At 31.7% G+C, this 14188-nt stretch carries 13 protein-coding genes; 6 read left to right on the top strand and 7 right to left on the bottom strand.

The genetic code is table 11. The features are described 5' to 3' along the window. Window positions 1-7 precede the first annotated feature (7 nt). On the bottom strand, window positions 8-1690 hold the full coding sequence (locus tag OD917_RS04640) for a M23 family metallopeptidase (RefSeq protein WP_263522379.1): 1683 nt from the start codon (window positions 1688-1690) through the stop codon (window positions 8-10). A 180-nt stretch (window positions 1691-1870) separates the two neighbouring features. On the opposite strand from OD917_RS04640, the gene OD917_RS04635 reads away from it, so the two are divergent. From OD917_RS04635 to rny, 3 genes are all read left to right on the top strand, one after another. Then, the gene (locus OD917_RS04635; protein ID WP_111285848.1) at window positions 1871-2161 is read left to right on the top strand and encodes a hypothetical protein; all 291 of its coding nucleotides are present in this window, start codon (window positions 1871-1873) and stop codon (window positions 2159-2161) included. A gap of 4 nt (window positions 2162-2165) precedes the next feature. Continuing rightward, the gene (locus OD917_RS04630; protein ID WP_111285845.1) at window positions 2166-2459 is read left to right on the top strand and encodes a cell division protein ZapA; all 294 of its coding nucleotides are present in this window, start codon (window positions 2166-2168) and stop codon (window positions 2457-2459) included. Between the two features lie 209 nt (window positions 2460-2668). Then, window positions 2669-4228, top strand: coding sequence for a ribonuclease Y (gene rny / locus OD917_RS04625; RefSeq protein ID WP_111285842.1), 1560 nt, complete (start codon window positions 2669-2671; stop codon window positions 4226-4228). Window positions 4229-4297: 69 nt separating this feature from the next. Here the strand turns inward: rny and OD917_RS04620 are convergent, their stop codons facing one another. The 5 genes from OD917_RS04620 to OD917_RS04600 form a co-directional block, all read right to left on the bottom strand. Continuing rightward, window positions 4298-5818, bottom strand: a complete 1521-nt coding sequence (locus tag OD917_RS04620) for a sensor histidine kinase (RefSeq protein ID WP_263522378.1) — start codon at window positions 5816-5818, stop codon at window positions 4298-4300. 152 nt (window positions 5819-5970) lie between these two features. Then, window positions 5971-6867, bottom strand: a complete 897-nt coding sequence (gene xerD, locus OD917_RS04615; protein WP_263522377.1) for a site-specific tyrosine recombinase XerD — start codon at window positions 6865-6867, stop codon at window positions 5971-5973. Window positions 6868-6948: 81 nt separating this feature from the next. After that, the gene (locus tag OD917_RS04610) at window positions 6949-7572 is read right to left on the bottom strand and encodes a porin family protein (RefSeq protein ID WP_263522376.1); all 624 of its coding nucleotides are present in this window, start codon (window positions 7570-7572) and stop codon (window positions 6949-6951) included. Between the two features lie 157 nt (window positions 7573-7729). Next, window positions 7730-8311: a porin family protein gene (locus tag OD917_RS04605; protein WP_263522375.1), complete on the bottom strand. Its 582-nt coding sequence runs from the start codon at window positions 8309-8311 to the stop codon at window positions 7730-7732. Between the two features lie 209 nt (window positions 8312-8520). Then, entirely contained in the window at window positions 8521-9024 is a 504-nt protein-coding gene (locus OD917_RS04600) for a hypothetical protein (RefSeq protein ID WP_263522374.1), read from the bottom strand. Between the two features lie 289 nt (window positions 9025-9313). On the opposite strand from OD917_RS04600, the gene OD917_RS04595 reads away from it, so the two are divergent. From OD917_RS04595 to OD917_RS04585, 3 genes are all read left to right on the top strand, one after another. Continuing rightward, window positions 9314-9871 carry a porin family protein gene (locus OD917_RS04595; protein WP_263522373.1) on the top strand — a complete coding sequence of 186 codons (558 nt, stop codon included), beginning with the start codon at window positions 9314-9316 and terminating at the stop codon, window positions 9869-9871. Window positions 9872-10006: 135 nt separating this feature from the next. Continuing rightward, the gene (gene aroQ, locus OD917_RS04590; protein ID WP_263522371.1) at window positions 10007-10420 is read left to right on the top strand and encodes a type II 3-dehydroquinate dehydratase; all 414 of its coding nucleotides are present in this window, start codon (window positions 10007-10009) and stop codon (window positions 10418-10420) included. Window positions 10421-10590: 170 nt separating this feature from the next. Next, on the top strand, window positions 10591-13080 hold the full coding sequence (locus OD917_RS04585; RefSeq protein WP_263522370.1) for a DUF5686 and carboxypeptidase regulatory-like domain-containing protein: 2490 nt from the start codon (window positions 10591-10593) through the stop codon (window positions 13078-13080). 190 nt (window positions 13081-13270) lie between these two features. Here the strand turns inward: OD917_RS04585 and OD917_RS04580 are convergent, their stop codons facing one another. Then, complete coding sequence (locus OD917_RS04580; protein WP_263522369.1) at window positions 13271-14149, bottom strand: cation diffusion facilitator family transporter; 879 nt, start codon at window positions 14147-14149, stop codon at window positions 13271-13273. Window positions 14150-14188 lie beyond the last annotated feature (39 nt).

Below are 14188 nucleotides of genomic sequence, written 5' to 3'. Positions count from 1 at the left end.
TTGGGTTTTATTTTTGTTGACTTCTAAAAAAACGAGTTTCAAAGATAGTAGTATTTCCTACATTATCAACAACCTCAATTTTCAATACATTTTCGCCTTCAGCTAAATATTGCGGATCAAAAGTGTGAGTAATTCTTCTCGCTTTATTTTCATATTCAAACAAGACCCAGGTTCCGTTTAAATATCCATTATAAGATTTTATACCAGACAAAGAATCGCTGATTGTAAAATCGATTTTCTTTTGATCACTAATCCATTTTCCTTCAACCGGTTTTGCAATTTTTATAACAGGCGGAATTGTATCTAAAACCAAACCATACTGCCCTAAAATTTTTGCTTTAGCAGTAAAAATATCATCTTTTCTAATCGTTCCATTATAACTAGTGCCTTTTCCTATATAAAGTTTATCACGTAAATTTTCAGGATAAGAATCATCTTTTACCGTAATTGTAAAATTAGAATGCACTGGAACTGTATCATCATGAATATAAATCTTGTTATTTCTAACATCAAAATTCATATTAAAATCTTCATAGAAAGTTCCGGCTGGAAAGAAAACAGACATATTATCTTTCTCAAAATTGTTATCTCTATTGTATTTCACAAAATATTTCGAAGTGATTGGTTCCGCTTCTACAAAAGGAGTTGCATCATCAAATTCAATTGGAACGGTCACAGAATTTAGATTTCCGAAATAATCAGAAACTTCAATTCTATAAGAAGAAGCCAGATTTGGTTCTGTTTTTATGATACCTCTTAAAGAATCTGTTTTGATAATACTTAAAGCAAAAGGCGTTTTCATAAAAAGTTTCTGTACACGCTGTCCTGTTTTTTTATAACGCTGATAATCTATGAAAGCATTAATGTAACGCATTTCATCAAAAGAATAGGTATTAAACTGATAATTATAATTCGGATTTCCGTTTAAAAAAGTAGTGACATTAAAAACACCATTCTTATTAAACGAAACGTCATCAGTATCTATAGCATTGATTCCGAAACCTATTTTTCCGTTCGCTTTCACTTTAGAAGCCAAATAAGTTCCATCTTTTTGAAGCGCCATACTTAACAACAATGGCTGTTTGGACTGATTTACGGTTGCATTATCTAAAGGATAAACGTATAAACTAGACAAAGTTGGCTTTTTTGTATCTTTTATATTTTGGTCAAAGCCAAAGAAAATTGGGTTTATAACAAATTCTGTTTTGGTATCTCTAATTTCAAAATGAAGATGCGGCCCCTCCGAAGAACCAGTATTTCCTGAAAGACCAATAATATCTCCTTTTGAAACAGGAAGTTCTCCAGGTTTTGGAAACATTTCGATTTCGTATGCCTTTTCTTTATAGTGCGTCGCTTTTACATAATCCAGAATTGCCCCAACTGGAGTCTGCAAATGTCCATAAACAGAAGTATAGCCATTTGAATGCGTGATGTAAATACATTTTCCATTTCCAAAAGTCGAAATTTTAATTCTTGAAACATAACCATCAGCAATGGCATGCACACTTAACCCTTCTCTTTGATTGGTTTTTAAATCAAAACCAGCGTGAAAATGATTGGGTCTTAACTCTCCAAAATTACCGGAAAGCTGCATTGGAATATCAAGCGGAGGTCTAAAATAATCTTTAGGATATTGCGTCTGAGCAAATATAAAATTACAAATCAAAAGGGTAAGTACGGAAAATCTCATAAGCAACATTTTTGCTAAGATAACTAAAAATAAACCAATAAAAGCAAGAAAAAAGCTTCAAAAACACAATTAATTGAAATACACTTATTTATCTATTTTAATGCAAAAAAATCGATAAAAAATTGCATTAATAAAAAGGAATATTAACTTTGTAGGATTAAGTAATGAATAGGATGTATAATGAGTGTAATTGCCGAAATAATTGATACTCTTGAATATAAAGTCGAAAAGCTTTTTGAAAAATCAAAAGGCTTGGAGAAAAATAATCAAGTATTACGATTAGAATTAGCCAAAGCTGCGCAAATTATCCAGAAACAATCTGAGGAAATGGAGGCTTTGAAAAAGCAAAATGAAACACTTAAGATAGCCAATTCGTTGCTCGGCAGCGACAATAACAAGAGAGAGACAAAGCTTAAAATAAATTCATTAATTCGCGAAATTGATTACTGTATAGCACAATTATCAGATTAGTAATATGGACGGAAAGCTTAAAATTAAAATATCAATTGCCGATCGCGTTTACCCACTTACGGTTGAACCCGCTCAAGAAGAAGGACTTAGAAGTGCTTCAAAAAAAATTGATGCCATGATAAAGCAATTCGAAGAAAATTACGCTGTTCGCGACAAACAAGATGTTCTAGCAATGTGCGCATTACAATTCGCATCGCAAGTTGAACAAAAACAAATTGATAACGCAATCGATGGAGAAGAAACTATCGAAAGAATTAAAAGATTAAATACGCTTTTAGATCAATATCTCGAAAAATAAACGTTCTTTACAGAAACTAAGATACTGCCTACATTAGTTCACATTTGGTAAACTCAACACTAACAATTTAGAATGAGCAAATCGTCGCTACTATAGTATGCCCTCCATTTGGCTGGGAAACTTGAACAGTGAGTTAGCTCAAAACTTGTCTTTACGAGTTTATACAAGCAATTAATGTAGGCTTTTTTTATATATAAACCCTAACAAACATGGACATCATAACGATCATTATTGGTATTGTAGGTATTGCGGCGGGATTTGCGATAGCTAAAATTATCGAGAAAAGTAATATTTCAAACCTAATCAAAAACGCTAAAAAAGAGGCTGCTTCAATTTTGAAAGATGCTAATTTAGAAGCTGAAAATATTAAAAAAGATAAAATTCTTCAAGCAAAAGAACGTTTTATCGAACTTAAATCTGAACACGAACAAGTTATTTTAGCAAGAGACAAAAAGGTTGCTGAAGTAGAAAAACGCGTGCGTGATAAAGAATCTCAAGTTTCTAACGAACTTTCAAAAGCTAAAAAAGTAAATGATGAGTTTGAAGCTAAAACAGCTGAATACAATAATAAAATTGAAGTTTTAGACAAAAAACAAGCTGAAGTTGACAAACTTCACAAAAGCCAATTGCAGCAATTAGAAGTAATTTCTGGACTTTCTGCCGAAGAAGCAAAAGAGCAATTGGTTGAAGGCTTAAAAGCTGAAGCTAAAACAAAAGCGATGTCTCATATTCAAGAAACTATTGAAGAGGCAAAACTTACTGCACAGCAAGAAGCTAAAAAAATTATCATCAACACAATTCAAAGAGTTGGAACTGAAGAAGCTGTTGAAAACTGTGTTTCTGTTTTCAATATCGAATCTGACGATGTAAAAGGTAGAATTATCGGTCGTGAAGGTCGTAACATTAGAGCTCTTGAAGCTGCAACTGGAGTTGAAATCATTGTTGATGACACGCCGGAAGCTATCATTCTTTCTTGTTTTGATCCTGTTCGTAGAGAAATTGCCCGTTTGTCTTTACACAAATTAGTAACTGACGGACGTATTCACCCTGCAAGAATTGAAGAAGTTGTTGCTAAAACAGCAAAACAAATCGATGACGAAATTATTGAAGTTGGAAAACGTACTGTAATCGACTTAGGAATTCACGGTTTACACCCAGAATTGATTAAAGTTGTGGGTAGAATGAAATACCGTTCTTCTTACGGACAAAACTTATTACAACACTCAAGAGAGGTTTCTAAACTTTGCGGTATCATGGCTGCAGAATTAGGATTAAATGTAAAACTAGCTAAAAGAGCTGGTTTATTACACGATATTGGAAAAGTGCCAGACACAGAAAGTGACTTACCACACGCACTTTTAGGTATGCAATGGGCTGAGAAATATGGTGAGAAAGAAGAAGTTTGCAACGCAATTGGAGCGCACCACGATGAGATTGAAATGAAATCTTTATTGTCTCCAATTATTCAAGTTTGTGATGCTATTTCTGGAGCAAGACCAGGTGCTAGACGTCAAGTTTTAGACTCTTATATCCAGCGTTTGAAAGATCTTGAAGATGTAGCTTATGGATTCAGCGGAGTTAAAAATGCATATGCAATTCAAGCTGGTAGAGAACTTCGTGTAATTGTAGAAAGCGAAAAAGTTTCTGATGATAATGCCGCAAACTTATCTTTTGAGATTTCACAAAAAATCCAAACAGAAATGACATATCCTGGACAGGTAAAAGTTACAGTTATTAGAGAAACAAGAGCTGTAAATATTGCTAAATAATCAAGGATCATAAATAAAAAATAAAGGCTGTCAATTGACAGCCTTTATTTTTATCCTTCTTTTTACGTTTTACATATCATTAAAAACGATTTTAAAGCTTGTTCCCACTCCTACTTCACTTTCTACTTCGACCGTTCCTTTCATCGCTTCAATTTGATTTCTCGTAATATATAATCCAATACCTCGGGCTTCCTCGTGTTTATGAAAGGTCTTATACATTCCAAATAATAAATCACCGTAAACTTTCAAATCAATTCCGAGGCCGTTATCTGTAATCTTAAGAGATTTAAAACCTTCGCGCTCTATTGCAAAATCAAATGTAATTATTGGATCTCGATCTGGGTGTGCATATTTAATGGCATTTGTCGTAAAATTCAATAAAACACTTTCCATATATGCAGGATTAAAATTAATCGTCAAATACTTCGGAACATTATTTACAATGGTTACATTTCGCTGTTTATCATATCCTTTAATTGTCGAAATAGTTTTTTCGATATATTCACAAAGCTTTAACGGAACAACAGCAATATTAATATTACTTTGCGTTTTGACAATTTGAGTAAGATTTGAAATGGTATCGTTGAGATCATTAGAAACAGCACGCAAATATTCCAACATTTCTGTCACAGTCTGTTTATTAACATCAGCATCAATAAGATCTAAAATTGATTTTATATTTCCCGCCTGCGTATTTAAATTATGCGAAACAATATGCGAAAAATTCAATAAACGACTATTCTGATCGCTATAGAGTTTCATGGTTTTCATAAGCTCAAGTTCTTTTTCTTTTTGAGCTGAAACATCTGTATGAGTTCCAATCACACGCAATGGTTTTCCATTTTCATCACGTTTAATCACTTTTCCACGATCTAAAATCCATTTATAATTACCACTCGACGTCATTACTCGATGATAATTTTCATAGTATGGAATTTTATTTTCAAAATGTTCGTGGATATCAGAATAATATTTTGGAAGATCATCTGGATGCACAATTTTATCCCAGCGTTCGGGATCATCAAAAATATCAGCAGAATCAAGCTCCAAAATTTTAAGAGATAAAGAAGAGTAAAAAACCCTATTTGTAACCATATCCCAATCCCAAACACCAGCAGTTGAAGCATCGAGTGCAAACTGAAAACGTTCTTCGGATATTCTCAGTTTTTCTTCTTTATCTTTTAATTCTGTAATATCCGTAACGTGACCATAAAAAATCACATTTCCATTTATTCCTGATTCTGTTTTGGAAGATATTTTAAACCAGCGAATTCCTTTTTGTGGAAGAGTAGCCCTAAACTCTATTTCCCAAGGTTTTATTTCTTTTCTGGCTTTGATTAAAGATTGAAAAAAAAGTTCACGATCCTGCGGCACAATTCGATCATAAACTATTAGTTTTATATCATTATTAAAATTTAGTGCAGAAAGTTCAAATATTTCATCTGCCGATTTACTTATTAGAGGAAACGAGTAATTATTATCAGCATCGATAACAAACTGAAAAAGTAAGTCGGGCATTTCGGCCAACAATTTCTTATAAAAATTATTTACCTCTAAGCAATCTTCATTCCCATATAAATCAAAAACCATATACTACTTTTTTATGTAAATAAAACATTCTAAGCTTTCACTTCAAAAAAAGAGAGAAAAATCACAAATTTATGCGATTTCGTTTTTATTGCAATAAGATTTTAACACAATATATTAATTTTTGTAATAATAAATATAATAATTCTAAAAAATTATTTTCTTGGATGGAAACTATGCATTACTTCTTTTAAAAAACGTCTATCCAAATGAACGTAAATTTCTGTAGTCGTAATAGATTCATGCCCAAGCATTAACTGAATTGATCTTAGATCTGCACCGTTTTCTAATAGGTGCGTTGCAAAAGAGTGACGAAGTGTATGTGGACTGATACTTTTTTTCAATCCCATTTTTTGAGCAAGATCTTTAATTATCGTAAAAACCATAGCTCGAGTTAATTGATTTCCTCTTCGGTTTAAAAACAAAGTATCTTCAGCTCCTTTTTTAATATTCAAATTAGTACGTACTGCGTTTCGATAAATATCAATATATTTTTGAGTTAGAGAACCAATTGGAACAAAGCGTTCTTTATTTCCTTTACCAGTTATTTTAATAAAACCTTCATCAAAAAATAGATCAGAGATTTTGAGCGAAATTAATTCCGAAACACGAAGTCCGCAGCCATACAAGGTTTCGAGCATCGCACGGTTTCGTTCACCTTCATTGGTACTTAGATCAATTGTTTCTATTAAAGCATCAATTTCTTGAAGTGATAAAGTATCAGGTAATTTACGTCCTGTTTTTGGTGCTTCTATTAATTCTAAAGGATTGTCGTTTCTATAATCCTCAAAAACCAGATAATTAAAAAAACTTTTTAATCCAGAAATTATTCTTGCCTGAGATCTCGGATTTACTTCTTTAGCAACCGAATAAATAAATTGCTGTAAGGTTTCATCGGAAATTTTTATTGGAGAAACATCGATCTGATTGGTTTCTAAAAAAAGACACAGACGCTCAATATCAAAGCCGTAATTCTCGATTGTATTTTTAGACAAACCTCTTTCAATCCTTAAATAGGATTGATAATCTTTTATATATCTGCTCCAATTCATATCTACAAAGTAAATGATTTTTTGGCATAAAAAAACCTTCCTTTTGGAAGGAAGGTTTTTCAAATACTTTTAGATTTCAGATTAGAATTTGTATCCAACATTTATTGAAAAAACTCCATTGTGCAATTTCGTATCATCACCAGACTCCGTTTTTGCAATATTTGCTAAACCTAAGTTATATCTCAAACCTACAGATAAATGATCTGTAAAATCATAACCAGTCCCAAGATTAAGACCAAAATCAATTGACTCGAAAATATCTTTTACATCCATTTCATGAGATCCACTATAACCATCAAGGGTTGTTTTTGTTTTTGCAGAAGTTAAAAACCCTATTTGGGGACCTACTTCAACATTAAATTTATCTGCAACATAATATTTAAACATTACAGGCATATTAAGATAAGATAAATTGAAACATACATCTGCATTGTAAAGAATATCATCAACTTGTTGTACTTGATCTTTTGCTTTTGATCCCTGAGTTGAATACAAAAGCTCTGGCTGAATAGAGAATTTATCAGACAATTTAATTTCTACAAATCCTCCAAAATCAAATCCTGCTTTTGATTTCAAATTAACACCATCAGTGTCACCTGTGAAATTCGAAAGATTTAAACCTCCTTTCACGCCATACTTAAGTTCCTGTGCATTTGCAAATGCACACATCATAACTGCTATTGCAGATAAAATAATTCTTTTCATTCTAATTTGTTTTTGGGTTAGATAATTTAGTCAAATATAAAAATATACTTACTAAAAAATGAATTTATTTAACAAATAAAATAATATGTATAAAAATATAGACATAAAAAAACCTTCTTAAGAGAGAAGGTTTTTGAAATATTTTAAAAATCGCTACTTAGAATTTATAAGCTAAAGAAAGCTGCAAGTTGCTATTTTTTGCACTGTCATAATAATCTTCTGAATTATCAATATCATTATCTGAAATAGGAGATAAACCAATAGTGTAACGAAGACCCACTGAAAGATTATCTGTAAAATTATAACCAGCTCCTAAATTAAAACCTAAGTCTGTTGACCTTGTATAATCTTTAAAGTCTTCACCATCAGCTTTAGCTGATAATAAAATACCAAGCTGTGGACCTGCTTCTACACTAAATTTATTATCAACAATGTAGTATTTTGCTAATACAGGAATGTTCAAATAATTCAATTTTAAGTCGCCATCAGATCCAAAAGGTCCATCAAATTTAGCTCCTTGAGCAGAGTATAAAAGCTCCGGCTGAATATAAAACTTTTCAACTACATGAATTTCGGCTAAACCGCCAATATGAAAACCTACTAATGTTTTATTATTGTCTACATCTCCTCCAACTACATTTGAAATATTAAGACCTCCTTTTATTCCAAATCTTGTTGACTGAGCATTTGTAAATGCAAAAGCCATAATTGCAATGGCAGATAAGATAATTTTTTTCATTCTAATTTGTTTTGGGTTAAATTAATTAGATCAAATATAAAAATTTTCTTCACAAATCTATATTAGGAATTTAACAAATAAAATAGTAAATAATATCCTAATTGTTAATTTTAAATTAAGCCTATTTAAAAATTAGAATTTTTCAGCATAAAAAAAGCCTCTTCATTTTACTGAAGAGGCTTTCAAAAAAACACTTGATTAACTAAATATTAGAAGTGTAAAGCGAAACCAACGTTTAATTGGAAAACGTTTTTATAGTCATTTAAACCAATATTGTAGCGTAAACCTGGTTCAACAGAAACATTTTTCCCAAGAAACCAAGCATAACCACCTTGCAAACCTATAAAAGCAGGGTTTTCATCGTAACCTTTTATACTAGCTCCAGTGTAAGAAGCTTCTAAAGGAAACTTATTTAATAAATAATACTTTGCTCCTACTTTATAAGAAAATGCATTGTCGCTATGTCCAAAATCATTATAACCAAGACCAACTTTAACTGCTAAATTATCAGCTACAAAATATCCTCCTTCTGCTCCTAACCCCCAAGTAGTTTCTCCATCAACACTAGATAATGAGAATCCTGTATTACCAACATTAGTAGCTCCGAAAGAAGTATTAGTTTCAATTAACCATTTTCCTTTTGCTGTTTGTTCTTGAGCATTTGCCCATCCAAAAGTCATTACTGCAATAGCAGCTAAAACAATTTTTTTCATAATTTTTAAATATTAATTTGATTTAACATCAACAAAACTAAGATTAGGACTACAAAAATAACTCCCCAATAAGTTCAAAAAGTATTAAAATAAGACAGAAAAAAATTACGAAAAACAGAACTGATAATCAGAATATTAAATTCTAATTAGTAGTTTTTTTCGCTTAAAAAACGCTTTTCAGTGGGAATTTTAGTAATTATTTAATCCAAAATATAATGCAATAAAATCCTAAATATGTAGTTTTGAACTTTAGATAACATTTAAAATACCAATTTTTAAAAACCTATTTATGAAAAAAATAATTTTAGCAGCTGTTATGTTTATTGCAACATCAGCGGCAGTACAAGCACAATTACTAAAAATCGGGGTTAAAGCAGGGGTTAACTTTGCAAGCCAAACTGGAGACTTTCCAGACCAAATTAATAAAGACGGAATTACTAGTTACCATGCTGGTTTGGTAGCTGAAGTAAAATTATTAGACAAATTCTCTATTCAGCCAGAGCTTTTATACTCTACTGTTGGTGCATCTTATAAATTTAGTGAAGTAAGTGAAGATGTAAAAAACGAACTAGGATATATTTCTATACCAGTAATGGCTAAATTCTATTTAAATAACACTTTCAGCTTAGAGGTTGGTCCACAAGCTTCTTTCTTAGTAAGCGAAAGAAATGATTTCGATGTTAAAAACGGGGAAACATTCGAATTCGGTGTAAATGCAGGTTTAGGTGTTAAACTTACTGAAAGTATCTTTTTACAAGGTCGTTACGGTTTAGGTTTGACAGAAGCTTCTAAAAATGCTGATATCAAAAACTCTGTATTCCAGATTTCTGCTGGATTCATGTTCTAAAAATATATCACATACTTTTATAAAAACCGCTCTATTTATTAGTGCGGTTTTTTTTATTTTTACACTTATGTGTGAAATGTGATTTGCGAAATGTAAAATGCATGCACATAACTTAATTAAAAACAAAATTACTTTATGAAAATCTGTATTATCAACGGACCGAACTTGAATCTTTTAGGAAAACGAGAACCAGAAGTTTACGGAAGCCAGACTTTTGAAGATTATTTTGAATCGTTGAAACAAAAATTCCCAAACATTGAACTTTCTTATTATCAAAGCAACATTGAAGGCGAATTGATTGGTAAAATTCAAGAATGTGGTTTCACTTTTGACGGAATTATTTTAAATGCAGGCGCATACACGCATACTTCTATTGGTTTGGGCGATGCGATGAAAGCCGTTACAACTCCGGTAATAGAAGTTCATATTTCTAATACTTATGCGCGCGAAAGTTTTAGACACCAATCTTATTTATCTGGAAATGCAAAAGGCGTTATTTTAGGTTTCGGACTTAAAAGTTACGAATTGGCAATTCAGTCTTTTTTATAAAAAATAATTTAGTTGAACGAAATTGAAGTTTCTTCGCTTCGACTTCGTTCAACCAAATAATTCTCTCTTCAAGTTTTACAACTTACTCATTTAGCTTCTCTTAGAATTTAACAAATTATTAATAAGCTCAGATTTAACTTATTCTATTTTTGTAAGATATACCACCTTACATGAGAAACTTTACTTTAATTGCCTTTCTATTTTTTTCAATTTCAAACTTTGCTCAAATCAAAGGAACTATAACAGATGATAAAGGAAATCCATTACCTTTTGTTTCGGTTTTTGAAGAAAACACATACGCAGGTACTACATCAAATGAACAAGGAAAGTATCAGCTGAATGTAAAAGAAATTGGAAAAAACAAAATCACTTTTCAATATTTAGGTTTTAAAACGCAAAAAATAGCCGTTGATTCGGGATCAAAAACGATCATTTTAGATGTAAGGCTTCAAGAAGAAAGTTTTGCTTTAAACGAAGTTGTCATCGATCCTAAAAACAACCCTGCCAATGCAATTATTAGAAGTGCTATTACAAACAAAAAAGAAAACTCAGATAAAACAGGAAGATATACCGCCGATTTTTATTCGAAAGGAATGTTCAAAGTAAAAGACCTTCCTAAAAAAATACTTGGACAAAAAGTAGATTTAGGCGAAGATATGGCTTCAAATTTAGATTCGACTGGAACAGGAATTTTGTATTTATCTGAAACCATTTCTAAGGTTAGTCTCGAAAAGCCAAACAAGTTTAAAGAAAATATTATTGCTTCTAAAGTTTCTGGAAACAACCGCGGTTACAGTTACAACACAGCTGCATTATCAAATTATGACTTTTACGACAATACTTTAGATTTTGATGTGAAAATGATTTCTCCTATTGCAGACAATGCTTTCAGCTATTACAAATACAAATTGGAAAGTACTTTTTATGACGATAATAATCAGCAGATTAACAAAATTAAAGTGACTCCAAAACGCGATAAAGAACCCGTTTTTGAAGGTTACATTTATATTGTAGATGACAGTTTTGCGATTTATGCCATTGATTTGAATATCAAAGGCTACAGAATGAAAAATGAATTTACAGAAATAATGACTCTAAAACAGAGTTTCAGCTACAATACAAAAAATAAAATATGGACTAAAAATGCGCAAACACTTTCATTCAATGCGGGTATTTTTGGTGTCAAATTCTCTGGAAACTTTAATTATGTGTACTCAAATTATGAATTCCCAGCGTCTTTCGAAAAGAAAACTTTCGGGAATGAACTGGTAGCTTTTGACCTCAATGCAAATAAAAAAGATGATGCTTTCTGGAACGAAATTCGCCCAATTCCTTTAACTATTGAAGAAAGCAGTGATTACGCTAAAAAAGACAGTCTGCAAATTATTAGAAAATCAAAAAAATACACCGATTCTATTGATGCAAAAAACAATAAATTCAAGGTTTGGGATGTTTTTATGGGTTATGATTATAAAAACACTTTCAAGAAATATTCTTTTGAATACAAAGGTCTTCTAAATATTTCTTCTTTAAGTTTTAATACGGTTCAAGGTTTTAATCTCGATACAGGTTTCTCTTTTAAAAAATGGAATGAAGAGGAAGGAAAAAGCACTTCAATAAGCACAACTTTTAATTACGGTTTTTCAGATGAACGTTTTCGTCCAATTGGCGAATTCAGCCATCGATTCAACAATATCAATTACGCTACAATTTGGGGCTCTGGAGGAACAAAAACAGCACAATTTAATAGTGCAGAACCTATAAGCAAGTTTATCAACTCCATAAGCTCTTTGTTTTTTAAAGATAATTATATGAAGTTATACAATCTAGAATTTGTTCAAATCAATTACGGACAAGACATTGCAAACGGAATAAATCTTACAGGAAGAATTGGTTACGAACAGCGCAAACCGCTTTTTAATACAACTGATTATTCTTTCTTTAAAAAAGATGATATTTATTCGTCTAATAATCCATTGGCACCAGACGATTTTACAACTCCAGCTTTTGATCAGCATCATTTATTTAAAGCTCTTGTAACATCAAGAATTAATTTTGGAAATAAATATATTTCAAGACCAGACGGAAGATTTAATTTTAAAGATGATAAATATCCGACAGTATATTTATCTTTCGAAAAAACATTCGCGGCAAGCGAAAAAAAATATGAATATGAAAGAATTGGTGCTTCTGTACTTTACGATTTATCTCTTGGAAACAAAGGTGTTTTAGGAACCAATTTTAGAGCAGGAAAATTCTTTAATGCAGAAAATATATCATTTATCGATTACAGACATTTTAACGGAAATCAGACTCATATAGGAACAAGCGAACGTTATTTGAATGTTTTCAATATGATGCCGTATTATTCTAATAGTACAAACGACAGTTATTTCGAAATGCATACTGAATACAATGACACGGGTTTTGTTATGAATAAAATTCCGTTGTTAAATCTTCTAAAATCGACAATGAATATCGGATTTCATGCTTTAGCAGTTCCTGATCGAAAACCATATTCTGAATTTACGGTTGGTTTAGATAATTTAGGTTTTGGAAAATTCAAATTATTCCGTGTAGATTATGTGCATTCTTATCAAGGCGGAATTCAGCAAAACGGTGTTGTATTTGGATTGAAGATTTTGAATGCGCTTGATTAAGTTACAAAGGTTCAAAGTTTAAATACTTTGCGAAATTCTTTCCGAAGCTTCGAGGCGCTTGAACTGAGAAACATTTCTTGTATAAAAAACCGTCTATTCTTAAGAATAAACGTTTTTTTTATTTCAACCTTTGACAAAGTTTCAGTTACAGATAAACTCTGTAACTTTGAACCTTTGCAACTTTAAGCCTTTAACAATGATAATCATCTGGCTCAATATGTATCAAAACATTTCCTAACTGTGGAATTTGTTCTTTTAAAGTATCTTGAAGTTTATGAGACAAATCGTGTCCTTCTTTTACTGAAATTTTAGCCGAAACAATTGCATGAAGATCTACGTGATAACGCATTCCTGCTTTACGAATAAAACATTTTTCGGTTCCAAGAATTCCAGGAACAGTCAAAGCGACAACACGAATTTCTTCTACTAAATCGTCGTTTAGATTTTCATCCATAATTTCGCCAAGCGCAGGTCTGAAAATCTTATAACTATTATACAAAATAAAAAAAGCTGCAAAAAGTGCTGCCCAATCATCGGCAGATTCGTAGCCTTTTCCCATAATCAAGGCAACCGAAATCCCAATAAATGCTGCAACAGAAGTAATTGCATCACTTCGATGGTGCCATGCATCGGCAGCCAAAGATGTACTGTTTGTTTGTCGGCTTCTTTTCATCACCAAACGGAATGAATATTCTTTCCAAATGATAATTGCACCTAAGACATATAATGTCCACGATTTTGGCAAATCGTGCGAAGTTCCAATGTTAGAAATGCTTTCGTAAGCAATAATTGTCGCTGAAGTAATTAAAAACCCAACAACCAAAAATGTAATTAAAGGTTCTGCACGACCATGACCATAAGGATGATTTTCATCTGCAGGTTTATTCGAATATTTGATTCCGAACAGAACCAAAAATGATGAAAATATATCTGTAGTCGACTCAATCGCATCTGCAATTAAGGCATAAGAATTGCCAAAAAAACCTGCAAGACCTTTAATCAAGGCCAAGCAGGTGTTTCCAGCTATACTAAAGTATGTAGCTTTTATAGCTTTTTGTTCATTTGTCATTCAGACTATTTTTTTTGCCACGAATTAAAAATTAATTGT

This window comes from Flavobacterium sp. SH_e (assembly GCF_025717045.1).
GTDB lineage: Bacteria > Bacteroidota > Bacteroidia > Flavobacteriales > Flavobacteriaceae > Flavobacterium.
The sequence above is the reverse complement of the archived record's forward strand: the minus strand, read 5'-3'. Positions and strand labels throughout refer to the sequence as shown.